Source organism: Variovorax sp. CCNWLW225 (assembly GCF_037204045.1).
In the GTDB taxonomy this organism is placed as follows: domain Bacteria; phylum Pseudomonadota; class Gammaproteobacteria; order Burkholderiales; family Burkholderiaceae_C; genus Variovorax.
This window is the reverse complement of sequence record NZ_JBBCBV010000002.1, coordinates 45367-69408: the sequence shown is the minus strand read 5'-3', so window position 1 is coordinate 69408 and position 24042 is coordinate 45367. Positions and strand designations below refer to the sequence as shown.

The window sequence follows — 24042 nt, the reverse complement described above, 5'->3', positions numbered from 1 at the left end:
CGGACCTACGCACTCATCGGGCGAAAGCAAGTTGGCGTGAAGCCCACGGTTGTCAAAACTTGGCTCTCGTCAAGGAGAGACCGCCGCGCTTCGATTGCGGCCTCCGGGGCCTTCAGGACGCTGACCGTAATCCACCCCAATCCCACACCCACCAAGGAACCCTCATGTCAAAGCAAAGCATCGTCATCGTCTACTTCAGCGGCTTCGGCCATACGCAGCGAATTGCGGAAACCGTGGCGACCGCCTCGGGCGCCCAGCTGCTGCGGGTCGACGAGGCCGGCAACCTTCCGGCTGGCGGCTGGGAGCAGCTTGCCGCGGCCGATGCCATCGTGTTCGGCACGCCGACCTACATCGGCAGCGTGAGCTGGCAGTTCAAGAAGTTCATCGACGAGTCGTCGAAGGTCTGGGGCGCCATGGGCTGGAAGGACAAGCTCGCCGCCGCCTTCACCAACTCGGCCGGCATGAACGGAGACAAGGCCTCGACGCTGTACGCGCTGTTCACCATGGCGCAGCAGCACGGCATGGTGTGGGTCGGCATGGGCATGCTGCCGAGCACCACCAAGGCCGCGAAGCGGGACGACATCAACTATGTCGCGTCTTTCATGGGCCTTGCGACCACCACCCCGTCGGATGCATCTGTCGACGAAATGGCGCCTGGCGACCTGGAAACCGCACGCCGCTTCGGCCAGCGCGTGGCCGCAACGCTGGCGCGGCTGCGTCCGGCGGCAAATGTCGATTGACACGGCAGGACAAGCCAAGCAGGAGCCCATCATGCGTGACTACGAAATACGTTCTTCGAGCTATCTTCCCATTCCGTTCACGATGCCGCAGCCGCCTGCGCGAACCAGTGCGCCCGCGCTGCTGCATAGCGTAGAGGTGTTGCAATACCGGCAAATGGAGCGAGCCTTTCGTGCGAGCGGTGGCATCGTGAGTTCCGACGAGGTCGTCAGCCTGCTGTTGCAGCACACGGAACAACCGATCTCGCAGCTGGCGCACTGGATCGTCGACCGCGACGTGCTGAGCTTTCCGTGGCAAGGGCATACGGTACTGCCGCTGTTCCAGTTCGACCTTCGAACCATGAAGCTCCGCCCACCAGTGAATGCGGTGGTCCACGAGCTGGTTCCCACGCTGAGCGACTGGGAAGCCTGCCTCTGGTTTGCCACGCCGAATGCGTGGCTCTCTGACGCCACGCCGCTGGTCGTGGTGGCGCGCGATGCGCTTGCGGTGCTCGACGCCGCGCGGGGCGAGCGATACCTGGTGCGCAGCTGACCCGGCGCATTCCTGCTGTCGGGCGACTCATACCAAGGTGTCTGCGACACCTTCGTCCAATAGGTCTCGCAGCGGTTTTCTGATTTCATGACCTCACGCGCCATACGGCGCGCATCCGAGTCCCCTCTTCGTTCATGCACGCATCTGCGTGCGTGGCCTTTTGTGAACCCAAGGAGTTTGAAATGCGATTGATTCTTTCGACATTTGCCCTCGCCGGCGCGCAAGTCCTAGCTTCCAACGCTTACGCCCAAGCCTCTTCCGACAGCACGGCCACCCGTGCCGAACGCAAGGCGGAAGGCGTTGACGCCTCGCATCACTTCATGCCCGGCGAAGGAGATCCAAAGCCCGATCCGCGTGCCAAGGTCAGCAAGGCCGAGCGCGCCGCGGCTCGCCAGGCACGCAAACCGGCCGGTGTGGAAGCCGCGCACACCTTCATGCCCGGCGAGGGAGACCCCAGGCCCGAGCCCAGCGCCAAGCTTTCGCGCGCCGAGCGTTCGGCCGGCCGCAAGGCGAGCCGTGCGGAGGTTGCGCGCGAGAACAAGAGCGGTGAGCTGCCGTCGTTCAACGACAACTACGGCGGCAAGTAGGCTGCTGCTTCACCCTCCGGCCAGCGCCTTCTTCAGGGCCTGCAGCAAGGCGGTGTCGTCGAACGGTTTGTCCAGGCATTCGACCGCGCCTTCCTCGAGCAGGCCCTGCCGGAGCGGCCCGTTCCCGCGGGCGGTGATGAAGATCACCGGGATGTTGCATCCGCGCACTTTCAGTTCGCGGTAAAGCTCCACGCCGGACATGCCGGGCATGGTGATGTCCAGGATCAGGCAGCTCGTTCTTGCGATGGCATCCGACGCGAGGAACGCCTCGGCGGAGGTGAAGGCGCGAGCGACAAAGCCGAGAGCTTCCAGGAGCGGCGGCAACGATTCTCGAACCGACTCGTCATCGTCGACTACCGAGACCACCAGTTGAGCAGGCATTTGGGCGTCCTCGCGGCTTCCATTGATCTTGCGCAGGTGACAAATCATCCACGTGCGTTGTCTTGGAGCCAAAGACACGTACGCCGATTCCTCCCTGCCCGTCGTCACCTACAGGATGCTCGGTTCACCGAACGCCGTAAACGATACTTTGGTGTCGGGTCGGGGCCATCGCCTTCGGCCGCCGTTGGCAGCCGCCGGCGAACAGGGCCAAGACGGGCGCGCAATGTCGCGCCCTGTACGTCTAGCCGCGCAATGGCCTGAACCCGGCGCGCAGTTCCGCCGAGAAGGCCGCCGGCTGTTCCCACGCGGCGAAGTGGCCGCCCTTCTCCAGCCTGTTGTAGTGAATGAGCTTCGGGTAGGCACGTTGCGCCCAACTGCGAGGGGCGGTGTAGATCTCGTCGGGAAATGCGCTCACCGCGGTGGGCAAGGCCACGCCTTTGGGTGCAAAGAACGGGAGCTTGCTCTCCCAATAAAGGCGCGCCGAGGAGACGGCTGTATTCGTCAGCCAGTAGAGCGTCACGTTGTCCAGGATGTCGTCTCGCGTCAGGCCTTCAGACTGGCCCGCAAAGACACGCGAAATGAGCGCGTAGCTGCGCGCATCGTGGTCCAGCATCCAGGCGGCAAGGCCAATCGGCGAATCCTCGATGCCGTAGAGCGTCTGGGGGCGGTTGCCCATCTCCTGGGCATAGGCCAGGCCGTGCTTGTAGAAGGTGTCGAGCTGGTCGTACGCATACTTCTCGTCGGCGGAAAGGCCCGATGGCGGCGGCCCGCCGGCCGCGAGCGCCTTTGCAATGTCGTCGGGAATGGTTGCCGGCATGTTGGTGTGGATGCCGACGAGGCCTGCAGGCGCCAGCAAGGCCATCTGCTCAGTGACGGCGTTGCCCCAGTCGCCGCCTTGTGCCACATAGCGCGAATAACCGAGGCGCTGCATGAGCACGATCCATGCACGCGCGATGCGAACCGGGTCCCACCCCGTCGCGGTCGGCTTTCCCGAGAAGCCGTGTCCCGGCAGGGAGGGAATCACCACGTCGAATGCGTCCGCCGCCGTTCCGCCATGCGCCGTCGGGTTGGTCAACGGGTCGATGATCTTCATCTGCTCGATGATCGAGCCGGGCCATCCGTGGGTGATGACTACAGGCAAGGCATTCTGATGGGTCGAACGCACATGGATGAAATGGATGTCGACACCGTCGATCTCGGTCATGAACTGAGGCCAGGCATTCAACCTCGATTCGCATTTGCGCCAGTCGTACTTCGTTTCCCAATAGCGCGCCAGCTCCCGCATTGTCGCAAGCTGAACGCCCTGCGACGCATCATTCACCGTTTCGCGCGATGGCCATTTCGTCGCCTTGATGCGCCTGCGCAAGTCCGTGAGGTCACCGCGCGGAAAGATCGCGCGGAATGGCCGGATTGCGTCCTTGTGAAGCGCGGGCTTTTTGCTGCCCGCCGCGCTGGAAGGATCTGAGCTCGCGGTCTGGGCGCGTGCAGATGAGGCGAGCGCAAGGGGACCGGCGGAAAGCGCAACGGTGGAGGCGGCAACGAAATCGCGCCGGGTGATGGATGCTGGTGATGTCATGGTGAATCCTTCTCTTGAGAAAGGGAAATCACACCAGACAATGTTTTGCCGATCCATTGCACGAAGGTGTCGCTGCCGAGGCGTGTCGGCAACAGCGTGCAGAGGCGCCTCCAGCAACAGCTTCACATCGATCTCGAGCGGGCACAATTCTGCAAACCAACGAACATACTCGCCATATGCCAATCGAGTTCTCACCCCAAGCCGTCGGCGCAGTCCTTGCAGCCACCATTGCTGGAGGCATGAGCTTTCTCGGGTCTGTGTTCAGCAAGGACCAGAAGACTTCGGAGTTCCGCCAGGCATGGATCGACGGGCTGCGCTCTGAAATCTCGCAGTTGATCGCGCACGCCAACGCGATCCGGGGTGCTGCGGCAGTCGGCTACCCGGCCCGGAGTGAGCTTTACGACGCGGCAAAGGATCACTTCGTGGGGATCACCGTCGCCAAGACCAGCATCCTCCTTCGGCTGAACCCGTCAGAAGAAAACAATGCGAAGTTGATCGGCCACGTCAATGCGCTCGAAAAGCTCATGGACATGAGTCCCATCGACCTTGCGGCCTGCCAGAAGGAAGAAGCGGCACTTGTCGCGACGGCCCAGGCTGTACTCAAGGGCGAATGGAGCCGCGTCAAGCGAGGCGAGCCGCTCTTCTTCATGACCAAGATCATCGGCCTGTTCGTGTTCCTGGGAGCTCCTCTCACGCTTGGCGCCCGCTATTTCGGGTGGTTCTGAGGGGTAAACCCAAACAACCCCTCACCCGACAACGGGAGCAGCCACGCGGTCCAGCGCTTCGATCGCATCGGCCGGCAATTCCAGCTTTCCGGCGGCCAGGTTTTCGCGCAAATGCCCGACCGACGAGGTACCGGGAATCAGCAGAATGTTGGGCGAGCGCCGCAGGAGCCACGCCAGCGCCACCTGCATCGGCGTGGCGCCAAGTCGCTGTGCCACGTCCGAAAGCCCTGCAGACTGCAGCGGCGTAAAGCCGCCGAGCGGGAAAAACGGAACGTAGGGAATGCCGTCGCGCGCCAGGTCGTCGATCAGCGTGTCGTCGTTGCGATGCACGAGGTTGTACTGGTTCTGCACGCAGGCAATGCGGCAGATGCTGCGCCCCTCCGCGACCTGTGCCGGCGTCACGTTGCTCAGGCCGATGTGGCGCACAAGGCCTTGGCGCTGAAGCTCGGCCAAGGCCGCGAGCGGTGCTTCGATCGAGCCTTCGGCCGGACCGTGCACGTCGAACATGATGCGCAGGTTCACCACGTCCAGCACGTCCAGCCCGAGGTTGCGCAGGTTGTCGTGCACCGCCTGCGTCAGTTCCTCGGGCGAAAACGCAGGCAGCCAGGCGCCCGTGTCGGAGCGCCGCGCTCCAATCTTGGTGACGATGACGAGGTCCTTCGCATAGGGCGCGAGTGCCTCGCGGATGAGCTGGTTGGTGATGTGCGGGCCGTAGAAGTCGCTGGTGTCGATGTGATCGACACCGCTGGCGACCGCTTCGCGCAGCACGGCCAGGGCCGCCTCGCGATCTTTCGGCGGGCCGAAGACGCCGGGGCCGGCGAGCTGCATGGCGCCGTAGCCGAGCCGGTGGACCGTGCGGTCGCCGAGGGTGTAGGTGCTGGAGGTCTGCGTGATGGACATGATGTTTTTTCCTGAGTTTGGAGAGGTAGATGAAGTCGTGAAGCCAGTCTAGGCAGCCCTCTTCTGTTTGATAAGCCGCCATAATCGGCACGGGCTGTGCAGGATTCAGAACAATGAAAGTCGATCTCGAGGATCTCAACGCCTTCGTGGCGGTGGCGGGCGCCAAGGGCTTTCGCGATGGCGCGCGCCTGAGCGGCGGCAGCGCATCGGCCTTGAGCGAGGCGGTGCGCCGGCTGGAAGCTCAACTCGGCGTGCGCCTGCTCCACCGCACAACCCGCAGCGTGCGGCCGACGGAAGCGGGAGAACGCCTGCTCGAGCGGCTGAGGCCCGCGCTCACCGAGGTGGAGGCGGCGCTCGACGTGGTGAACGGTTTTCGCGACCGGCCCGCGGGCACGCTCAAGCTGAACGTGCCGATCAGCGCCTCGCGGCTCGTGCTGCCATCGATCGTGCCGCGCTTCCTTGCCGCCTATCCGGACATCTCTCTCGAAGTGATTGCGGAAGACGGCTTCGTCGACGTGCTGGCCGCCGGTTGCGACGCCGGCATCCGCTATGACGAGCGGCTCGAGCAGGACATGGTCGCCGTGCCGATCGGCCCGCGCTTCCAGCGCTTTGCAGTGGCGGCAGCCCCCTCCTACCTCGACCGCCATGGCCGGCCGGAACATCCGCGCGACCTGCTGGGCCACAACTGCTTGCGCGGGCGTTTCGCCAGCGGGTCGACGCCGCCGTGGGAGTTCGAGCGCGACGGCGAAACCTTGCGCGTCGACGTGACCGGGCAACTGACCGTGCGGATCGGCGCAGCGGCAGATCTCTCGGTCGATGCGGCGCTGGCCGGTGCCGGCGTGGTCTACCTGTTCGAAGACTGGCTGCGGCCGCACCTCGACAGCGGTGCGCTCGAGCCAGTGCTCGAGCCCTGGTGGCTGCGCTTCTCCGGCCCGTTCCTCTACTACCCAGGCCGCCGGTTGCTGCCAGCGCCGCTAAGGGCTTTTGTGGACTTCATACAGCGCGCGCCGGGTCGCCGAGACTCCAATCAGACTTGAGTCACGCCGTCGATGGGACTCACGTCGCCTACGAACTGCAGCAGGTCGACCATCGTAAAAGTCCCGGGCGTGCGCGAAGGAAGGGTCGGCGTCCAGGCGGGGCCTTTCTTCCACAGATAGGACTCATGATCGCCGTGGACCAAACCGATGAAGACCTCCGCCACGATGCGCGCGCCCACAGGCCCCAATCGCTCGCCGCCCTCTCTGACCGACGCTTCCTTGAGGATGTAGTACCACAGGGGCGTCTGCTCATGCAGTCCCTGTGCCTTGGCCACGGCGCCGTCCGTGCCGGACGAGATCTCGGCGCTTGTCAGGGGGTTGGTCACTTCCATCGCCCGTGCCACCGACTGGCCAGAAGGCAGCCCGAGCATCACGCCGCGCTTCAGGTTCAGGAACGGGAGGCTGGCACCGCCGGGCAAGGTGTGCAGCGCCTTCACGATGAAAGGATCGATGCTGCGCGCCTGATTGAGCGTGACCCCTGGCGGGTTGTTGCCGAAATCGTAGAAGCGCCGCCAGTCGATGATCCAGTTGCTCGCAAGCTTGCTGATCGGAGTTGGCGCGGTGAGCGGATCGGGCGCCAGGTCACCCACGATGCCCCCGGAAAGGCCGGAGAACGCGAACAGCAGTCCCAGCGAAGCGGGCGCGAGCCCGCCCGGAGTGAAGACCCTGTTGTGGCTGTAGACCTCCCGGACCATGCTGTGCCCGAGCCGGTAGGCCGCACCGGAGAACTCCACCGGCATGTAGGGCGTCTTCTTGAAGCGATAGAACTGGCGGCCCTCGTTGAGGATGCGAGCCACGATGCCATCCTCGGTGAGCCGTTCCACGAAGTCGTGCAGGACGAGCCATTGATAGTGCCAGGTCACCTCGCGCCGGGCCTCGAAGAAAAGCTCGGCGGGCGCGGGTGCCGTCGGCGAGGCCGCCAGCAGATCGACCACCTTGTTGTGGAACTTCATGAAAGCCAGGTGGGTCTGCGCGACCAGCAGGTTCTCGTCGTTGCGATGGTCGCCGATCAGCGCTTGGCCTTCGGGGCTTCGCGGCAAGTCGTTGGGGAACACACCGGGGATGTCGGCCGCGTCCTGTTGAAAGCCGAGCGTGGTCTTGCCGATCAACAGCTTCGCGCTCGGTCCGTTGTTGGGGCCACGGGCATAGAGGTGCGGACTGCCGTCCGGGCCGCGCCCATAGATCGAGTCCAGATCCAGCGCGGGCGTTCTGAAATTCTCCACCGCGGTCGGGTCTTCCAGCTTGTCGCCGATGGAGGTCAGGTCCAGCGTGATGTCGTGATCGACGAACTGGCCCAGGTAGGTAAACCCCGCCGGCACCCGCGGGTTGTTTCCGCCGCCAGCAGGACCGGCATCGAGCATTGCATCGGCGAGGGCCTTCAACTTGTCGTCGGCAACCGCGAGCGGCGCGAGCCGCGGGAACATCCTGCCGAACATGCCAGGATCGCCATGCCCTGCGAGCGCATCCAGAGTGGCCTTGGTGGGGTGGCGGCCGGCACGGCCGTGCTTGGGATTGACACCGATTTCTTCGGACATGATGGCTTCCTTGCTCCACGTTGAGCTTCGAGCAACATGATCGAAGCGGATTTGCATCCTACGGAGCACTCGAAAGATTCATATACGCTGCTCGCGGTAGACAGCTCGCCGTAGACAGCTTGCGCTAGACCGGTTGCGCTAGACCGGGATTGGGCCCGCTACCCTCTTGTGTGCCTTGATGACGAAAGCCACGACCTGCCAAACGGTGAACACGGCAATCAGCACCATGAGCGTGCCGCTGATGGGCCTGTTGACGAACACATTGAAGCTGCCGCGACTCAGCAGCATGGCTCGGCGGAAGTTCTCTTCCAGCATCGGGCCGAGGATGAATCCGAGCATGAGCGGCGCGGCGTCCAGTTCGAGCCGCATGAACATGTAGCCCATGAAGCCGAAGGCGGACGTGATGAAGACGTCCTCGAGGTTGTTGTTGACGCTGTAGGTGCCGATGCAACAGAAGAACAGGATCGACGGAAACAGCACGCTGTATGGAATCTTGAACACCGAAAGCCAGTAGCGCACCAGCGGCACGTTCAGCACCAGCAGGAACACATTGCCGATCCACATGCTGGCCACCAGGCCCCAGAACAGCTCGGGGTGCGCGCCGATCATGTTGGGCCCCGGCTGGATGCCCTTGATGATGAAGGCCGCCAGCATCAGCGCCATGACTGCATTCTCCGGAATGCCGATGCTCATCAGCGGAATGAAGCTGGTGCGCGCGGCCGCTTCATCGGCCGCCGCCTGGCCGGCCACACCCTCGATGCAGCCGGAGCCGATTTCATGCTTGTACTTGCTCACCTTCTTGTCGAGCGCATAGGCCGCAAACTGCGCAATGGTCGGGCCGCCGCCGGGCAAGATGCCCAGCAGCGAGCCGACCACGCTGCCGCGCAGCGCGCTGGGGATGATGCGCTTGAACTCCGCCCAAGTGGGAATGAGGTTGATCTTGCCGTTGAAGGGCGAGCGCTCCTCGCGGGAGTCGAGGTTCTTGGTGATCTCTGCAATGCCGAAGCAGCCCAGCGCGATGCTCACGATGCCGACGCCGTCGGTCAAAAACGGCATGTCCAGCGTGAAGCGCGCCATGCCGCTGTTCACGTCGGTGCCAATGGTTCCCAGCAGCACGCCAATCATGCACATCGCCAGGCCGTTCAGCAGGCTGCCGGTGGTCACGAAGCTCACGCACACAAAGCCCACCAGCATCATTGCGACGTAGTCCGCGGGGCCGAACAGGAAGGCGACCTCGCCCAGCATGGGTGCGAAGAAAGACAGCACCAGGATGGCCACCGTGCCGCCGATGAAGCTGGAGAAACCGGCCGTGAAGAGCGCCAGGCCAGTCTGCCCTTTCAGCGTCATCGCATACCCGTCGATGCAGGCCACGATGCTGCTCGCATGCGGGATCTTCATGGTGATGGCGCTCACGCTGTCGCCGTATTGCGCACCGTAGTAAATGCCGGCCAGCATGATGAGCGCGCCGGTCGTCGGAATGGAATAGGTCAGCGGCAGCAGCAGGCTGATGGTTGCCAGCGGACCGAGGCCCGGCAGCAGGCCGACCAGCGTTCCCACCGTGCAGCCGATGGCGCAGAACAGCAGGTTCTGCCACGTGAGGGCGTGTGAAAAACCGAACGCCAGGTTGTTCAAGACTTCCATGGTGATGGCCTCAAAAGAGCGGCAGGTTCAGGCCGAGGAGCTTCTGAAGCGCGAACGCCATGGCGATCAGCCCGGCGGAAATCTTCACGTTGCGCAGCCACGAGTTCGAGCTGCCGGCAAAGGCCGAGCAGAACACCATGAAGACGATGCCCGCGGCCATGTCCAGGTACATCGAGATCAACGCGAAGCCGCAAAGGCTTGCAAGGATGAGTGCGATGTTCTTGAAGTGAAGGTCCAGCCGCACCGGCTCGACGAAGAACGACCGCACCACCGTCGAAACGCCGATCAGCAGCAGCAGGCTGCTCACCATCACCGGAAAAAGCCCCGGCCCGGCGCGGCTCAGGTCTCCGATGGGATAGCGAAGCGCCGGAAGGCCGAAGGCCAGCGCAATTGCCATGAGGAAGAGCCCCCTGGCAAGATTTCTGTTTTTCATACGTGCCCGATGTGGTGGGTTGTCGAACGCAACGGCATGCTCTTGCGCCGGCCTGATCGCAATCTGACCCAGCCGCGAGGGGAACTACGTATCTGCGGACAACCGGCGCCGTTGACCGCGATGGCCGGCTCATGTATCAAGCGAGCCTGGAGACGTCCCGCCCTTCTCCAGCTTCTTCCATCCTTTTCATGGAGTGATTAGTGGCACAAGAAAAAGTCGATCCGGGTTTGAATAGTTCGGTACTACGCCGAAAGCTTCTTGGCGGCGTGGGTGCCGCGGTAGGCGCCTCCTTCGTCTTTCCGCGGTGGACGCACGCGCAAGCTGCCTCCGGCAAGCCGGCAGCACCACCGAGCACCATCACCCAGCCGCCGCGCGACTTCGGCCCGGGCGGGGCGCCGACCACCTACTTCACCGACCCCGACGTGCTCACCGTCGACCCGGCCTTCGATGGCCTGCGCCAGCCCAACGCGCCCATCCAGCGGCTGTGGACCGGCGCGCTCTGGTCCGAAGGGCCGGCGTGGAATTCGGTCGGCCGCTTTCTGGTGTGGAGCGACATACCGAACAACCGCCAGTTGCGCTGGAGCGAGGACGACGGGCACGTGAGCGTGTTTCGCGCGCCTTCCAACAACAGCAACGGCAATACCTTCGACTACCAGGGCAGGCAGCTGTCCTGCGAGCACCTGACGCGGCGCGTGGTGCGCTACGAGCTCGACGGCTCGGTCACCGTCCTCGCCTCGAGCTTCAACGGCAAACGGCTCAACTCGCCGAACGACATCGTCCCCCACCCCGATGGCAGCTACTGGTTCACCGATCCGCCCTACGGCGCCCAGCTCTACGAGGGTGCGGTCGACGCACCGGGCGGGCCCGCGAACAAGGCCGGTCGGCTCAACCCGAGGCTCGGGCAGCCGCCCGAGATCGGCTCGTACAAACGAGAACTGCCGACCGCGGTGTACCGCCTGGACAAGAGCGGCACGCTCACGCAGGTCGCTGGCGAAGACCTGGTGCCCGACCCGAACGGCCTGTGCTTCTCGCCCGATTTCAAGAAGCTCTACATCGTCAGCACAGGCCAGGGGCCGGGCGACACCATTCCCGGCGGCAAGGGCGACATGTATGTGTTCGATGTCGGCTCCGACAACAAGCTCAGCAACGGCAAGCTCTTCAGCAACTTCATGGTCGACGGCGTGAAATGCGCGCCCGACGGCGTGCGCGCCGATGTCGACGGCAACCTGTGGTGCTCCAGCAATGCGGGCCGCAACGTGGGCTACAGCGGCGTTACGGTATGGACGCCGCAGGGCCGGCTCATCGGGCGTATCCGGCTGCCGGAAGTCTGCGGCAACGTCTGCTTCGGCGGCCCCAAGCTCAACCGCCTGTTCATGGCGGCCAGCCAGTCGCTGTATGCCGTCTATACAGCGACACAGGGCGCGGCGCCGGGCTAGGCGCTACTTCAGGGTGGCGCCGCCTCGGGCGAGGTACTGACTCGAGAGGCGGGCAAACTGGCCGCCATCGGTGCTGATCGAAGTCTGATGGCTGCCACCCGGACTGAAGACGATCGCGAACGTGTGGGTATCGCCGTACTCCTGCGTGTTACGCAGCATGTAGTCGACATGGTTGTTCCGGTAGTGCTGATCGGTGCCGCCCGGCGTGTCGGACGGCACGCCCATCGGTGTCTGCCACCACAGGATCGGAAGGCCATTGCCCAGGGCCGCGCGATAGGCCGAGATCTGGCTCTGGGACTCATGGAAATTCGGGGAGGTCTGGTTGGTTGCGTCCCAATAGAACGGACCGCTTCGCCCTGTGCATTCATCAGGAGGCGATGCGACTTCCCAGCAACCCGCGTCGCGGTCGCTGGTCTGGGCGACGATCAAGTCCGCCTTGTCTGCGCCGACCGCCTTCATCTGCGCGCCGATCTCGGCAGGGGTGCCGCTCCAGAAGGCAGGCGGGAACCCCACCAGCGCCTTGGGCGCGATCTGCCTGCTCATCTGCACAAGGCATTGGCCGAGGCCTGCGACGGTGTTCGGTAACCCGGCGCATTCGGGCTGGTTGTTCACGACGGCTGCCACTTGCGTCGCATCGCGATTCGGCGCTTGTGCCGCAACGAATCCCCAGAAGTCCGGCTCCAGATTGACCAGCATGGGCGTACCGAGGGCTGCAATGCGCTGGTACATCAGCCGCGTCTGCCCCCAATATTTGTTCATGAAGGTCGCGTCGTTGATGTTGCTCACATCGCCCTGCATCTGGTAGAGCGTGAACATGGGAATCGCGCCGTAGGCTTGGTTGGCCTGCGCGGTGACTGTGACGTATGCCCCGTCGGGGCTGTTCCAGCTGGGCCAGGCGCCTGCGCCAACGCCCACGAGGTAGGTGTCGACGATATCCGGGTGAATGTCCTGGATCTTCATCTGGTCGATGCTGCTCCCACCGAGCCCGACCAGCACCCGGGCAGGCTTGCCGAGCCTCGTCACTAGTGCGGTGGTTGCCGGGATGGGCGGGGTACTTCCTCCTGTATTGCCGGCCCCGCTTGTTCCACCTGTACTGCCCGTGTTCCCTGCCCCGCCTGCACTCTGGCCATCGCCACCTTGGTTGGCGCCATTGCTGCCTTGAATCGCACCGTTGCCGGCGAACCCAGCCAGACTGCCTGAGCCGCCACCTTGACCGCCACCACCTCCTCCGCCACAGCCAAACAGAAGCACCGAGAACACCAGTGCTGAAATGCACCCTCGAAAAGACATGATCATGAAAAGCGCTTTTTTTGATTTGAAAAGAATCGACCGCGGCACATGGCGCACGATCCATGCCCGCGTTGCCCTCGAAGAAAAGCACGCGAATTACCTCCAAAGGTGACACGAAGCGTCGCTTCAGGCTCGGCGTGCGACAAAAAAGAAACCCCGCAGCGCCGGTAGAGACGGCGACCGACGTTTTTTTTGTAGAGTCGAGCCTTCGATGAAAAAAGCGCCCGCTCCTCCGTCGCCCGAGACGGTTCCAGATACGTCCATTGGCTCGAGGTCATCGAACGACGCGAGCTCACTCGCCCGAAAAACGGACGCGCAAAAAAGTCGCGTCATCTTCGGTACTACTTTGTTTGTAGTGTTTGTGTGCGTGTCGCTGCTGGTCATGAACGCATGGCTGGTCATTCGCGCACGCGCGGCAGAAAACGAGCAGATCACGCGGGCGAACACCAATCTCGCACGCGCGGTCAGCCAACAGATCGATAGCACCGTCGCACTGGCCGAACACATCATCTCGGGCATCGTGTTCGAGCTCGAGCGCGCGGACATCACGCCCGAGACCCTGCAGCGTCTGCAGCCCGTTCTCGTGAACCACGCCTCCGAAGTGCAAGCCATCAAGGGGCTCTTCATCTATGACGAGGAAGGCCGCTGGCTCGTCTATTCCGAGGCATCCCCGGCGGGCACCAAAAACAACTCGGACCGCGAGTACTTCATTTACCACCGGGCCAACCCGAGCGCGCGCACGCTGATCAGCGGGCCCATCGTGAGCCGCTCTTCGGGCGAATGGGTGATTCCCGTCTCGCGAAGGATCAACGACCCCGACGGCAACTTTGCCGGCGTGGTGCTGGTCACGCTCAGCGTCAAGCACCTGCTGAGCGTGCTGGACCGCTTTCAGATCGGCGACCAAGGAGCGATTGCGCTGTTCGGAGCGGACCAGCTCCTGGTTCGCCGCCCCTTCAGGGAAACCGACATGAACAGGCGCAATACCGATTCGCCGTTCCAGAAGCGGTTCCAGGCCTCGCGCTCGGGCACTGTCGAAGGAAGATCGGCGATCGACGGCGTGACGCGGATCATCAGCTTCGAACACCTGCTGGACTACCCGCTCTTCGTGACCGTTGCCGTCGGCAAGGACGAGGCGCTGCAGGAATGGAAATCCGCATCGATCTATCAAACGACCTGGGTGGTCCTTCTGTGCCTGATCGTCGGTGTGTCAGGCCGCTACCTGATCCGGTCGATGCGCCGGCGGCTGGTGGCGGAACTGCACTTGCGAAGCGCGCGCGACGCACTGACCGAGGCCAATGAGCGCCTGGAGCATCTTGCGCAGGAAGATGGGCTCACAGGCCTGGCCAACCGCCGCTACTTCGACGCCCGCCTGCTCTTCAACTTCCAGCAGGCGCTGGAAGGCCAGACGCCGCTGGCGGTCGTCATGGTCGACGTCGACGAGTTCAAGAAGTACAACGACCTGTACGGCCATCTCGGAGGCGACGAGTGCCTGCGCCAGATCGCGCACGCACTGCGCTCAGCCGTGTGGCGCTCGGGCGACCTCGTAGCGCGCTATGGGGGCGAGGAAATGGTTTTGCTGTTGCCCGCGACCGACGCCGAAGGTGCGCTCGAAGTCGCGCAACGAGCGCGGCTGGCCGTGGCCGATCTGCGGATTCCCCATGCGGCGTCGGCGCTGGGCACGGTGTCCATCAGCCTTGGCGTGGCGGCCGGAGTGCCGCAGCCCGACAGCACGCCGTTCGAGCTTTTGAAAGCCGCGGACGAGGCGCTCTACCTCGCCAAGCAGGAGGGGCGAAACACGGTCATGGTGCACGAATGAACTGTGGAGTCAGGTTCGCGCAATCTGCCGCGCCGGGATGGCGCTGCGTTTGACCTTGACCCAATCGCTCGACCGGACGCCCGGCTGGTAGACGCTGCCCGCACGCTTGGCCACCAGGCCTTCCAGCTTCATCGGGATCACGACGTCGGCAAAGAGCTGGGCAGCGCCCGTTTCGAAATGGTCGACGTACATGATGTACGGCCGCGGCCTCTTCTTGAAGATCCCGGCGAGCGCGGCCTTGCGCTCGAGCAGCGGCTGCTGCGTGATGTCGACGCTGCGGTGCACCAGCAAGTCGAAGACGCAGTAGACGACGTTAGGGCCACCCGGATACCGGCCTCGGGCCCCACGATCCTGCAGTTGGCTGAAGTCGCTGCGGCCGGCCTGGTCGAACACGCAGACCTCGCCGTCCACCACGCGCTGCCCGCTTTTCAGCGTGCCCAGGCTTTGGGTGATTTCCGGGAACCACGTGGTGGCATCGGTTCCATTGCGCGTGCGCAGCTGCACGGCACCGCCAAACTCGGCCAGCACCCGATAGCCGTTCAGCTTCAGTTCGTAGATCCACCCCGGCTCGTCGAGAACGATCGGACGTTCGTCGAGCAGCATTGGCGGGTAGCGGTCGAGCTTGGCCATGGCGGGACGCTGTACCTCGCGGCATCGGCTGGCTGTCAGCCAATGTCGCAATCTGAAGCCGATGCCGTCCATGATCGCCAGGGGTACGATCCGGTGTCATCCGCAGGCCGCCCATGCTCCTCCACGTCGACGAAGAAATCACTTTCCGCAAGCTCGAGATCCTGCTGGCCTTCATGGAAGCCGGTAATCTGGCCCGCGCGGCGGAAAAGCTCGACATCAGCGCCGTGAGCGTGCACCGCGCGCTGCATTCACTGGAAACCGGCTTGCGCTGCGCCCTGTTCCGGCACGAAGGCCGCAACCTGCACCCGACCGAAGCCGCCCATGCGCTGGCCGAGGTAGCGCGCGATGTGCTTCGCACCATGTCCGAGGGCGTTCGTGCCACGCGGGAAGTTGCCGGCTACTCGGCCGACCGGATCCGCATCGGTTCGCTCTATTCCCTGACCAGCCGCACAGTGCCGCAGCTGATCATGGGCATGAAGCTGCGCAAGCCCGACCTGCACACCGAGCTCGTGCTCGGCTCCAATGCGCACCTGCTGCAAAAGCTGCGCGATGGTGCGATCGACGCCGCGCTCATGGCCATTCCGGAAGATGTTTCCGATGTCGAGTCGGAGCCGCTGTTCGAAGACGACATCCAGTTTGCCGCCCCGGTAGGCTCCCCCTACTCCGCGCTGGCCGAGATCGACCTGAGCAGTTGCGCCGGCGAGCGCTTCGTGAGCCTGAGCGAAGGCTTCGTCACCTACCGGGGTTTTGTCGAAACCTTCCGCATCGCCGGATTCACGCCCAACGTGGTGATGAAGACCGACGACATCTTCTCGCTGATGAACCTGGTGAGCGGCGGCGTCGGCTACACGCTGCTGCCGGGGCGGGTGCGCGGCGTGATGCCGCAGAAGGTGCAGCTCATTCCGCTGCAACCCCGCTACTTGATGCGCCAGACCATTGCGCTCAACTTTTTGCGCACGCGCGAGCGCGACCCGAACCTGCTGGCGCTGCTGTCGGTGTGCCGCGTGGCAAGAGCCGAACTCGGCTGAGCGCCAGGCATCCGACCGATCAGGGTTAACCCTCGATCGTTTCACAAGGCGTAAAGGTCGGCAACGCCGCTTCATTGATCGTCCCGGAGGGGGTGCGTACCGTACGGAGCCAGACGCGTGGTGCCATGTGCGTCGTACCTAAAACACCGGAGACGCATCGATGAGTTCACATTGGATTTCGATTTACGCGCTGGTCGGCATGTTCGTGCTGGCCACCGTGCTGCCCATCAACATGGGCGTGATCGCCTTCGTCGGCGCGTTCCTGGTAGGCACGCTGGTGGCCGGCATGAACACCAAGGCGATCATGGGCGGCTTTCCGGCCGACCTGTTTCTTACGCTCGTCGGCATCACGTACCTGTTCGCGCTGGCGCAGAACAACGGCACCATCGATTGGCTCGTGAGGCTGGCGGTGCGCGCGGTGCGCGGTCGCATTGCCGCCATTCCCTGGATCATGTTTCTCATTGCCGCGCTGCTCACGGCGGTGGGCGCGGTCAGCCCGGCGGCGGTGGCCATCATTGCGCCTATCGCGCTTGGCTTTGCCGCCAAGTACGGCATCAATCCGCTGCTCATGGGGTTGATGGTGGTGCACGGTGCGCAAGGGGGCGGCTTTTCGCCGATCAGCATCTACGGCGGCATCACCAACAAGATCGTCGCCAAAGCCGGCCTGCCGCTGAACGAGGTTGCCACCATGCTGGCAAGCCTCGGGGTCAACCTGTCGGTGTCGCTGCTGCTGTTCTTCCTGATGGGCGGCATGAAGCTGCTGCGGCAGCGCGCGAATGCCGACGGCAGTGCGCCGGTTGTGCCGCGCGCGACGCATGGGCAGAGCGGCGCGCAGGTGTATGGCGATGCCGAGGGCGAATCGTTTCCCGAAGAGCGGCGCATCGCAGCGCGGGCAGAAAACTCGTTGATGGAGTCATCGCGCGCCGAAGCCGCGCACCCCGGCTCGCATGCCTACCGCATCGCCACCGTGGCCGGGCTGCTGGCGCTGGCCGTGCTGACGCTGTTCTTCAAGCAGGACATCGGCTTCGTCTCGATCAGCATCGGCCTCGTGCTGACGCTCATGGCGCCCAACCTGCAGAAGCGCGCCCTGGGCCAGGTGTCGTGGCCGGAGATCATGCTGATCGTGGGGGTCAGCACCTACGTAGGCGTGATGGACAAGATGGGCACCATCGACTTCGTCGGCCACAGCGTGGCCGGGCTCACCTCGCCCATGGTCGCCGCGCTGCTGCTGTGCTTCGTGGGCGCCGTGGTCTCGGCCTTTGCTTCGTCCACCGCCGTCCTCGGCTCGCTGATTCCGCTGGCGGTGCCGTTCCTGCAGGGCGACAGCGGCGTCAGTGCCATCGGCTTCATCGCGGCAATGGCCGTGTCCTCGACCATCGTCGACGTCAGTCCGTTCTCCACCAACGGCGCGCTGGTGCTTGCCAACGCCAAGGGCGTGGACCGGGACGTGTTCTTCCGGCAGCTGATGGTGTACGGCGCCATCGTGACGCTGGTGGCGCCGGTGGTGGTGTGGCTGCTCTTCGTGGTGCTGTGAGGGCTCCAATGTTTTCGATTGAACTTCAACTCATCTTCCTATGATCTCCAGATCCTGGACCTCCAAGGCCGACGACCGCAACATGCGGTTGGCACGCGCGGCCGACGCACTCGGCAACCGGCTCGCCGGCAAGCGCGTCGACACCGAAGCCATCGCCACCCTTCTCGAGGCGGTGCTCTCGCCGGGCGACCGTGTCTGCCTTGAAGGCAACAACCAGAAGCAGGCTGACTTTCTCGCGCGCGCACTGGTCCAGGTCGATCCGGCAAAGGTGCATGGCCTGCACATGGTGCAGTCGGTGCTGGCGCTGCCGGAGCATCTGGACGTTTTCGAGAACGGCGTGGCCGCCCGGCTGGACTTCAGCTTTTCGGGGCCTCAGGGTGCGCGGCTGGCCAAGCTGGTGTCTGCGGGGCGCATCGAGATCGGCGCCATCCACACCTACCTCGAACTGTTCGCGCGCTACTTCGTCGACCTGACGCCCAAGGTCGCGCTGGTCGCCGCGCAGGCGGCTGATGCCGAAGGCAATCTCTACACCGGCCCCAACACCGAAGACACGCCGGCCATCGTCGAAGCCACGGCGTTCTCGGGCGGCATCGTGATTGCGCAGGTCAATGAAATGGTCGACGGCAAGACCACCACGCTGCCGCGCGTCGACATTCCCGCCGACTGGGTGAGCTTCGTGGTGAAGGCGCCGCGGCCCAATTTCATCGAACCGCTGTTCACGCGCGACCCGGCGCAGATCAGCGAGGTCCAGATCCTGATGGCGATGATGGCCATCAAGGGCATCTACGCCGAGTACGGCGTGCAGCGCCTGAACCACGGCATCGGTTTCGACACCGCGGCCATCGAGCTGCTGCTGCCGACCTATGCCGAGTCGCTCGGCCTCAAGGGCAAGATCGGCAAGCACTGGGCGCTGAACCCGCATCCGGCGCTGATTCCGGCCATCGAGGCGGGCTGGGTCGAATCGGTGCATTCCTTCGGCTCCGAACTGGGCATGGAAGACTACATCCGCGCCCGTTCCGACGTGTTCTTCACCGGCCCCGACGGCAGCCTGCGCAGCAACCGGGCGTTCTGCCAGGCGGCCGGCCATTACGCCTGCGACATGTTCATCGGCTCGACGCTGCAGGTCGACCTGGATGGCAACAGTTCCACCGCCACGCTGGGCCGCATCGCGGGCTTTGGCGGTGCGCCCAACATGGGCGCCGACGCACGCGGACGCCGGCATTCGAGCCCGGCCTGGCTCAAGGCGGGGCGCGAAGCGCGTGCCGGGCGCACAGGCGCCGCCGGCACGCCGCGCGGGCAGAAGCTGGTGGTGCAGATGGTGGAGACCTTTCGCGAGCACATGCAGCCGGCCTTCGTCGACCGGCTCGATGCCTGGACGCTGCAGGAGCAGGCCGGCATGGAGCTGCCGCCGATCATGATCTACGGCGACGACGTCTCGCACATCCTCACCGAAGAGGGCATTGCCAACCTGCTGCTGTGCCGCAGCGACGAGGAGCGCGAGCAGGCGATTCGCGGCGTGGCCGGCTACACCGCGGTGGGGCTGGCACGCGACAAGCGCGCAGTCGAGAACCTGCGCGACCGCGGCGTGATCCGCCGGCCGCAGGACCTGGGCATCGACCCCCGCCAGGCCACGCGCAACCTGCTGGCCGCACGCAACATGCGCGACCTGGTGCGCGCCTCCGGGGGGCTGTACCAGCCGCCCAAGCGTTTCAGAAACTGGTAGCAGGAGACTCAACGATGAGCGACGTTCCCGCAGGGCTCGAAACCCTGGACTTTTCTTTCTCCGGCGGCCGACAGGCCGGCGTCTTTGCGCCGGTGCTGGTCGGCGTCGTCGGTTCCGGCAATCTCGAGGTCATGCTCGAGCCAGACGCCGGCAACGGCTGCGCCGTACGTGTCGAAACGTCGGCACGTGGCTTCGGCCCGATCTGGCAGGCCGTGATGAACGACTTCCATGCCCGCCATCCGCTGGCCGGCGTGCGCGTCTCGATCAACGACATGGGTGCCACACCCGCAGTGGTGAGCCTGCGGCTCGACCAGGCGGTGGCCGAGATTGCAGGAGGCCGGCCATGATCAGCTATGCCGAATGCTCGGCGCGCGAGCGGCTGGCGCTGCTGCTCGACGCCGGCAGTTTTCATGAATGGCTGCCTCCGAGCGAGCGGGTCACCAGCCCGCACCTGGCGCAGCTTGGCGTGCCCTGTGCGTTCGACGACGGCGTGGCGGTCGGCCGCGCAATGCTCGATGGCCGCAGCGTGTTCGTCGCCGCGCAGGAAGGCGCGTTCATGGGCGGCGGTGTCGGCGAGGTGCACGGCGCCAAGCTGGTCGGCCTGCTGCAGCGCGCGCTGCGCGACCGGCCGGCGGCCGTGCTGCTGCTGGCCGAATCGGGCGGCGTGCGCTTGCACGAGGCCAATGCCGGGCTCATCGCGGTGTCGGAAGTGATGCGCGCCTTGCTCGACGTGCGCGCCGCCGGCATCCCGGTGATCGTGCTGATCGGCGGCGCCAACGGCTGCTTCGGCGGCATGGGCATCGTCGCGCGCTGCGCCGACCACATCGTGATGAGCGACGTCGGCCGGCTCGCGATGTCGGGCCCCGAAGTGATCGAGGCTTCGCACGGCGTGGATGAATTCGATTCGCGCGACCGGGCACTGGTCTGGCGCACCACGGGCGGCAAGCACCGCTGGCTCACCGGCGACTGCGATGCGCTGGTGGAAGACGACGTTGCTGCTTTTCGCGCGGCCGCCATTGCGGCAATCGATGGCTCGAAGCCGCTGACTCTTGCAGCGCTGGAACAGGAGCATCTGCTGCTCACGGAGCGCCTGCACGCCCTGCCCCCCACCGACACCATCAGCTCCACTGACAGCGACGAAGCAACGCTGCTCTGGACCGCGCTCGGCATTCCCGATGCGCAGCAGGTACCCGAACTCTCGGTAGATGCCGTCCGCGCGCTGCGCACCGTTTGAGAAAAAACAGAGAGAGGCAATCCATGCAGTGGAATTCACTCGTCACCCAACTCTTCGGCCCGTACCACGGCATGCGCGAGGACGGCGATTTTCTGCAGGGCGAAGTCATCTTCGACGGCGAGCCGGTCGCGGTGATCGGCACCACGAACCATGCACCGATCGGGGTCCGGCTCGCGCTGGCCCAGGCCCGCGTGGTGCTGGACACCGTCACCAAGCACCCGGGCCGACCGATCCTGCTCTTGATCGACACCCAGGGCCAGCAACTGCGCCGGCGCGACGAACTGCTCGGCATCAACCGCGCGATGGCGCACCTGGGCGCGAGCATCGACCTGGCGCGGCGGCGCGGCCACCGAGTGATCGGCCTGGTGTACGACCAGGCGCTTTCCGGCGGCTTCATTACCTCGGGCTTGATCGCCGACGCCTGCTACGCGCTGCCTGACGCCGAGATCCGCGTGATGCGCATCCCCGCCATGGCCCGCGTGACCAAGCTGCCGGAAGAAAAGCTCACGGCTCTTTCGCAATCCAACCCGGTGTTCGCACCCGGCGTGCAGAACTACGTGGCAATGGGCGGCGTGCGTGCGCTTTGGCAAGGCGACTTGCAGGCTTGCCTGCGCGAGGCGCTGGCCCACACGCCGACGGAAGACCAACGTGCGCGGGACGGCGCCGAACGCGGCGGACGCCGCATGGCCGCCGCTGTCGTGCAGCGCGTGCTTGACGCGGCCTGACCGCGCCCGGATACGAAAAACCGCCATGATTTCACTGCGTCGCCATCAACTCGCCCGGCTTTCCACCAGCGGCTGGGCCGCCGTGCTGGGCCGCCCGTGGGACGAGCAGGCGCGCGAATGCCTCGCGCATTGGGCCTGGCATCAACTGCCGCTGGTCGTGACGCGGCAGCCAGCCGATTCCGCTGCCAGCGAACGGATCGCGCTCGGCTTGCCGGCACCCGCGCGCTGGGCAAAGCGCCGGCTTGCACTGCAGGTGCCGCACACCGCGGTGCTTGGCATCGACGAGTTCCCGCGGCTCGCCGGCATGCACGAACTGCTGCCACCGCCGGCACAAGATGCAATCCGTGAATTGCTCGGACGACTCGATGAATGCCACGCCACAGCGCGCGTGTTCGGCAGCTACGGCTGGCAGGCGATCAGCGGCCTCGATCATGTGCATACCGCTTCCGATCTCGATCTGTCGGTCACCGTCGAGGGCGCGGCACATGCGGACGCCGTGGTTCGGGCGCTTGCGTCGTTCGAGGCGCCACAGCCGCCACCGCCGCGGCTGGACGGCGAGCTGTTGTTCAACGACGGCTCGGCGGTGGCATGGCGTGAATGGAGCGAGTGGCGCGCCGGCCGCACGCGGGCCGTGTTGGTCAAGCGGCTCGATGGCGTGAGCCTGCAACGCGATACCGCGTGGTGCGAGCATGCCCAAATGACGGAGCTGGCCGCATGAAAAACTCCGCCCTTTCCCTGCAGGCGCAAGCGCCGCTCACACCACAGACGATCGGGCACGCCGCCACGCTCGCGCTCTACGACGAACTCTCGCTGTCGCCCAAGCCCGGGCTGGTCACGCTGATCGACCGAGGCAGCCACGACGACATGGACGCGCACACCTTCATGCGCAGCCTGTTCTCGCTGCGCCGCTACTTCGTGCAGATTGCCGAGGCCGGCGCAGAAGGCGCGGATTTTCCGGTGCTCGAACGGCATGGCATTGCGGCCGAGGCGCGCATGCTGGCCGCCACCGGCGGCGTCAACACGCACCGCGGCGCCATTTTCATGCTCGGCCTGCTGTGCGCCGCGGCGGGTGCCGCGCTGCGAGAGCAAGGCGGCGCATTGCACCCGGCCGGCTTGCGTGATGCACTGCACCGCCACTGGGGCGAGGCACTGGCCAGTCGCAGCCAGAGGCCATCCGCATTGCCCGGTGGCATCGCTGCGCGGCGCCACGGCCTGCGCAGTGCATCCGAAGAAGCGGCGCTGGGTTTCCCGGTGCTGTTCGAAACAGCCCTGCCGGCATTGCGGCGCGCGCTGGCCCGTGGCCTCACGGCTCGCCAGGCCCGGCTCGATGCCTTGTTCCACATCATCGCGGTGCTGGACGACAGCAACCTGGCGCACCGCGGCGGTCTTGCGGGCCTGCGCGGCGCCCAACGCGCGGCGCAAGGCTTTCTGGAGCGTGGAGGCATCGCACGGCCCCAAGGGCTCCGGGAGGCGCAAGCCATTGCAGACGATTTCGTGCGGCAGCGGCTGTCGCCCGGCGGCGCGGCAGACACGCTCGCCGCCGCCTGCTGGGTCCAGCGCCTGTGTTCGGCCCCATGAGCTACGCGCTGCTTTTCTCCGGCCAGGGCACCCAGCACCCTGCCATGCTTCCCTGGCTGGCGGACGACGCCATCGTGCGCGGCATGTGCTCGCAGCTTGCCATCGACGATTGGCGCGGTGCACTCGCCGATCCGGAATGGGCCGAGCGGAACGGCAATGCGCAATTGCTCCTGACGAGCCTTGCGTTGGCAGCCTGGGGGCAGCTCGCACCCATGGTTCCGCCGCCGGCCGCGGTGGCCGGCTACAGCGTCGGCGAACTGGCCGCCTTCAGCGCGGCCGGCGTCATCGATCCCGGCGCTGCGGCAGCGCTTGCGCCGCAGCGGGCCGAGGCAATGGACCGTTGCGCCGCGCATGCGCCCGGTGGCTTGCTGGCTGTCAGCGGCCTGCCGGAGCAGAGCCTCGAGCAGTTGCGTATCGAAACGGGACTCGCGCTCGCCATTCGCAACGGCAATGCCAGCGTGGTTCTCGGCGGCCCGGTTGCCGCGCTGGACAAGGCCGAGCAGATGGCCATGGCAGCCGGCGCGCACTGCACGCGCCTGCGGGTCAACGTCGCGTCCCACACGCCCTGGATGCGCGAGGCGGCAAAGAGCTTTTTCCACACCCTCGCGCAGGTGCCTTTTCGCGCGCCTCGCGTCGTGCTGTTCAGCAACACGGGGGAGCGCATGCGCGATGCGAGCTCTGCGCGCACGGCATTGGCGGCCCAGATTGCGCAGACGGTTCGTTGGGACGAATGCATGGAAAACATCATGGCGCGGCAGGTGCGCTGCGTGCTGGAGGTGGGGCCGGGCCAGGCGCTGGCACGCATGTGGAACCAGCGCTATCCCACCGTTCCGGCACGCGCCTGCGACGACTTCCGCAGTGTCGCGGCTATTGCAGCCTGGTTGAACAGCCATGCGGACTGATGAATCAGTTCGCTCGACGTCTTTGAATCGAACAACAGGAGATCCATCGTGAGCACCAAAGA

The 24042-nt window shown here is 65.2% G+C and carries 24 protein-coding genes; 16 read left to right on the top strand and 8 right to left on the bottom strand.

Annotated elements, in window-relative coordinates; genetic code table 11:
• Positions 1-164: 164 nt before the first annotated feature.
• The 3 genes from V9L20_RS04995 to V9L20_RS04985 all read left to right on the top strand — a co-directional run bounded on the left by V9L20_RS04995 (position 165) and on the right by V9L20_RS04985 (position 1856).
• Positions 165-740 carry a flavodoxin family protein gene (locus tag V9L20_RS04995; protein WP_337295738.1) on the top strand — a complete coding sequence of 192 codons (576 nt, stop codon included), beginning with the start codon at positions 165-167 and terminating at the stop codon, positions 738-740.
• Positions 741-771: 31 nt separating this feature from the next.
• Positions 772-1269 (top strand): hypothetical protein, encoded by a 498-nt coding sequence (locus V9L20_RS04990; RefSeq protein ID WP_337295737.1) that lies wholly within the window; start codon positions 772-774, stop codon positions 1267-1269.
• A 182-nt stretch (positions 1270-1451) separates the two neighbouring features.
• On the top strand, positions 1452-1856 hold the full coding sequence (locus V9L20_RS04985; protein WP_337295736.1) for a hypothetical protein: 405 nt from the start codon (positions 1452-1454) through the stop codon (positions 1854-1856).
• A 9-nt stretch (positions 1857-1865) separates the two neighbouring features.
• Here V9L20_RS04985 and V9L20_RS04980 read toward each other — a convergent pair whose 3' ends face one another.
• A complete protein-coding gene (locus tag V9L20_RS04980) occupies positions 1866-2237 on the bottom strand; it encodes a response regulator (protein WP_337295735.1) in 372 nt (123 codons plus the stop codon).
• A gap of 241 nt (positions 2238-2478) precedes the next feature.
• Positions 2479-3813: an epoxide hydrolase family protein gene (locus tag V9L20_RS04975; protein ID WP_337296117.1), complete on the bottom strand. Its 1335-nt coding sequence runs from the start codon at positions 3811-3813 to the stop codon at positions 2479-2481.
• Positions 3814-3989: 176 nt separating this feature from the next.
• Here V9L20_RS04975 and V9L20_RS04970 point away from each other — a divergent pair, with 176 nt between their 5' ends.
• The gene (locus tag V9L20_RS04970; RefSeq protein ID WP_258506256.1) at positions 3990-4538 is read left to right on the top strand and encodes a hypothetical protein; all 549 of its coding nucleotides are present in this window, start codon (positions 3990-3992) and stop codon (positions 4536-4538) included.
• Between the two features lie 21 nt (positions 4539-4559).
• Here V9L20_RS04970 and V9L20_RS04965 read toward each other — a convergent pair whose 3' ends face one another.
• Complete coding sequence (locus V9L20_RS04965; protein WP_337295734.1) at positions 4560-5438, bottom strand: aldo/keto reductase family oxidoreductase; 879 nt, start codon at positions 5436-5438, stop codon at positions 4560-4562.
• Positions 5439-5551: 113 nt separating this feature from the next.
• Here V9L20_RS04965 and V9L20_RS04960 point away from each other — a divergent pair, with 113 nt between their 5' ends.
• A complete protein-coding gene (locus V9L20_RS04960) occupies positions 5552-6475 on the top strand; it encodes a LysR family transcriptional regulator (RefSeq protein WP_337295733.1) in 924 nt (307 codons plus the stop codon).
• Here the strand turns inward: V9L20_RS04960 and V9L20_RS04955 are convergent.
• From V9L20_RS04955 to V9L20_RS04945, 3 genes are all read right to left on the bottom strand, one after another.
• A complete protein-coding gene (locus tag V9L20_RS04955) occupies positions 6466-8010 on the bottom strand; it encodes a peroxidase family protein (RefSeq protein ID WP_337295732.1) in 1545 nt (514 codons plus the stop codon). The genes V9L20_RS04960 and V9L20_RS04955 overlap by 10 nt on opposite strands.
• Before the next feature lie 138 nt (positions 8011-8148).
• Positions 8149-9651, bottom strand: a complete 1503-nt coding sequence (locus V9L20_RS04950; protein WP_337295731.1) for a tripartite tricarboxylate transporter permease — start codon at positions 9649-9651, stop codon at positions 8149-8151.
• A 10-nt stretch (positions 9652-9661) separates the two neighbouring features.
• On the bottom strand, positions 9662-10084 hold the full coding sequence (locus V9L20_RS04945) for a tripartite tricarboxylate transporter TctB family protein (RefSeq protein WP_337295730.1): 423 nt from the start codon (positions 10082-10084) through the stop codon (positions 9662-9664).
• Between the two features lie 266 nt (positions 10085-10350).
• On the opposite strand from V9L20_RS04945, the gene V9L20_RS04940 reads away from it, so the two are divergent.
• Positions 10351-11520, top strand: coding sequence for an SMP-30/gluconolactonase/LRE family protein (locus tag V9L20_RS04940; protein ID WP_443098544.1), 1170 nt, complete (start codon positions 10351-10353; stop codon positions 11518-11520).
• Between the two features lie 3 nt (positions 11521-11523).
• On the opposite strand, the gene V9L20_RS04935 is transcribed toward V9L20_RS04940, so the two are convergent.
• Complete coding sequence (locus V9L20_RS04935; protein ID WP_337295729.1) at positions 11524-12816, bottom strand: hypothetical protein; 1293 nt, start codon at positions 12814-12816, stop codon at positions 11524-11526.
• A gap of 376 nt (positions 12817-13192) precedes the next feature.
• Here V9L20_RS04935 and V9L20_RS04930 point away from each other — a divergent pair, with 376 nt between their 5' ends.
• The gene (locus V9L20_RS04930) at positions 13193-14626 is read left to right on the top strand and encodes a diguanylate cyclase (protein WP_337295728.1); all 1434 of its coding nucleotides are present in this window, start codon (positions 13193-13195) and stop codon (positions 14624-14626) included.
• Between the two features lie 9 nt (positions 14627-14635).
• Here the strand turns inward: V9L20_RS04930 and V9L20_RS04925 are convergent, their stop codons facing one another.
• Positions 14636-15328 carry an ATP-dependent DNA ligase gene (locus V9L20_RS04925; protein WP_337295727.1) on the bottom strand — a complete coding sequence of 231 codons (693 nt, stop codon included), beginning with the start codon at positions 15326-15328 and terminating at the stop codon, positions 14636-14638.
• Between the two features lie 41 nt (positions 15329-15369).
• Here V9L20_RS04925 and V9L20_RS04920 point away from each other — a divergent pair, with 41 nt between their 5' ends.
• The 9 genes from V9L20_RS04920 (at position 15370) to V9L20_RS04880 (ending at position 23980) form a co-directional block, all read left to right on the top strand.
• Positions 15370-16284, top strand: a complete 915-nt coding sequence (locus V9L20_RS04920) for a LysR family transcriptional regulator (protein ID WP_337295726.1) — start codon at positions 15370-15372, stop codon at positions 16282-16284.
• Between the two features lie 160 nt (positions 16285-16444).
• Positions 16445-17818 (top strand): SLC13 family permease, encoded by a 1374-nt coding sequence (locus V9L20_RS04915; protein ID WP_337295725.1) that lies wholly within the window; start codon positions 16445-16447, stop codon positions 17816-17818.
• Positions 17819-17858: 40 nt separating this feature from the next.
• On the top strand, positions 17859-19541 hold the full coding sequence (gene mdcA / locus V9L20_RS04910; RefSeq protein ID WP_337295724.1) for a malonate decarboxylase subunit alpha: 1683 nt from the start codon (positions 17859-17861) through the stop codon (positions 19539-19541).
• A 14-nt stretch (positions 19542-19555) separates the two neighbouring features.
• Positions 19556-19888, top strand: coding sequence for a malonate decarboxylase acyl carrier protein (mdcC, locus tag V9L20_RS04905; protein WP_337295723.1), 333 nt, complete (start codon positions 19556-19558; stop codon positions 19886-19888).
• Positions 19885-20775 (top strand): biotin-independent malonate decarboxylase subunit beta, encoded by an 891-nt coding sequence (locus tag V9L20_RS04900; protein WP_337295722.1) that lies wholly within the window; start codon positions 19885-19887, stop codon positions 20773-20775. Before mdcC ends, V9L20_RS04900 begins: the two co-directional genes overlap by 4 nt.
• 23 nt (positions 20776-20798) lie before the next feature.
• Positions 20799-21500 (top strand): biotin-independent malonate decarboxylase subunit gamma, encoded by a 702-nt coding sequence (mdcE, locus tag V9L20_RS04895; protein ID WP_337295721.1) that lies wholly within the window; start codon positions 20799-20801, stop codon positions 21498-21500.
• 25 nt (positions 21501-21525) lie between these two features.
• Entirely contained in the window at positions 21526-22218 is a 693-nt protein-coding gene (gene mdcG / locus V9L20_RS04890; RefSeq protein WP_337295720.1) for a malonate decarboxylase holo-[acyl-carrier-protein] synthase, read from the top strand.
• On the top strand, positions 22215-23078 hold the full coding sequence (gene mdcB, locus V9L20_RS04885) for a triphosphoribosyl-dephospho-CoA synthase MdcB (RefSeq protein WP_337295719.1): 864 nt from the start codon (positions 22215-22217) through the stop codon (positions 23076-23078). The genes mdcG and mdcB overlap by 4 nt, the downstream gene beginning before the upstream one ends.
• Positions 23075-23980, top strand: coding sequence for an acyltransferase domain-containing protein (locus V9L20_RS04880; protein WP_337295718.1), 906 nt, complete (start codon positions 23075-23077; stop codon positions 23978-23980). The genes mdcB and V9L20_RS04880 overlap by 4 nt, the downstream gene beginning before the upstream one ends.
• Positions 23981-24042: the final 62 nt, after the last annotated feature.

Bases quoted from the DNA above. Each gene is read 5' to 3' on its own strand.
- V9L20_RS04925 (WP_337295727.1), bottom strand. From the start codon at position 15,328: ATGGACGGCATCGGCTTCAGATTGCGACATTGGCTGACAGCCAGCCGA.
- mdcE (WP_337295721.1), top strand. From the start codon at position 20,799: ATGCAGTGGAATTCACTCGTCACCCAACTCTTCGGCCCGTACCACGGC.
- mdcA (WP_337295724.1), top strand. From the start codon at position 17,859: ATGATCTCCAGATCCTGGACCTCCAAGGCCGACGACCGCAACATGCGG.
- V9L20_RS04975 (WP_337296117.1), bottom strand. From the start codon at position 3,813: ATGACATCACCAGCATCCATCACCCGGCGCGATTTCGTTGCCGCCTCC.
- V9L20_RS04970 (WP_258506256.1), top strand. From the start codon at position 3,990: ATGCCAATCGAGTTCTCACCCCAAGCCGTCGGCGCAGTCCTTGCAGCC.
- V9L20_RS04915 (WP_337295725.1), top strand. From the start codon at position 16,445: ATGAGTTCACATTGGATTTCGATTTACGCGCTGGTCGGCATGTTCGTG.
- mdcC (WP_337295723.1), top strand. From the start codon at position 19,556: ATGAGCGACGTTCCCGCAGGGCTCGAAACCCTGGACTTTTCTTTCTCC.
- V9L20_RS04995 (WP_337295738.1), top strand. From the start codon at position 165: ATGTCAAAGCAAAGCATCGTCATCGTCTACTTCAGCGGCTTCGGCCAT.
- V9L20_RS04935 (WP_337295729.1), bottom strand. From the start codon at position 12,816: ATGATCATGTCTTTTCGAGGGTGCATTTCAGCACTGGTGTTCTCGGTG.
- V9L20_RS04900 (WP_337295722.1), top strand. From the start codon at position 19,885: ATGATCAGCTATGCCGAATGCTCGGCGCGCGAGCGGCTGGCGCTGCTG.
- V9L20_RS04955 (WP_337295732.1), bottom strand. From the start codon at position 8,010: ATGTCCGAAGAAATCGGTGTCAATCCCAAGCACGGCCGTGCCGGCCGC.
- V9L20_RS04990 (WP_337295737.1), top strand. From the start codon at position 772: ATGCGTGACTACGAAATACGTTCTTCGAGCTATCTTCCCATTCCGTTC.
- mdcB (WP_337295719.1), top strand. From the start codon at position 22,215: ATGAAAAACTCCGCCCTTTCCCTGCAGGCGCAAGCGCCGCTCACACCA.
- V9L20_RS04920 (WP_337295726.1), top strand. From the start codon at position 15,370: ATGCTCCTCCACGTCGACGAAGAAATCACTTTCCGCAAGCTCGAGATC.
- mdcG (WP_337295720.1), top strand. From the start codon at position 21,526: ATGATTTCACTGCGTCGCCATCAACTCGCCCGGCTTTCCACCAGCGGC.
- V9L20_RS04945 (WP_337295730.1), bottom strand. From the start codon at position 10,084: ATGAAAAACAGAAATCTTGCCAGGGGGCTCTTCCTCATGGCAATTGCG.
- V9L20_RS04980 (WP_337295735.1), bottom strand. From the start codon at position 2,237: ATGCCTGCTCAACTGGTGGTCTCGGTAGTCGACGATGACGAGTCGGTT.
- V9L20_RS04965 (WP_337295734.1), bottom strand. From the start codon at position 5,438: ATGTCCATCACGCAGACCTCCAGCACCTACACCCTCGGCGACCGCACG.
- V9L20_RS04985 (WP_337295736.1), top strand. From the start codon at position 1,452: ATGCGATTGATTCTTTCGACATTTGCCCTCGCCGGCGCGCAAGTCCTA.
- V9L20_RS04930 (WP_337295728.1), top strand. From the start codon at position 13,193: ATGAACGCATGGCTGGTCATTCGCGCACGCGCGGCAGAAAACGAGCAG.
- V9L20_RS04880 (WP_337295718.1), top strand. From the start codon at position 23,075: ATGAGCTACGCGCTGCTTTTCTCCGGCCAGGGCACCCAGCACCCTGCC.
- V9L20_RS04950 (WP_337295731.1), bottom strand. From the start codon at position 9,651: ATGGAAGTCTTGAACAACCTGGCGTTCGGTTTTTCACACGCCCTCACG.
- V9L20_RS04960 (WP_337295733.1), top strand. From the start codon at position 5,552: ATGAAAGTCGATCTCGAGGATCTCAACGCCTTCGTGGCGGTGGCGGGC.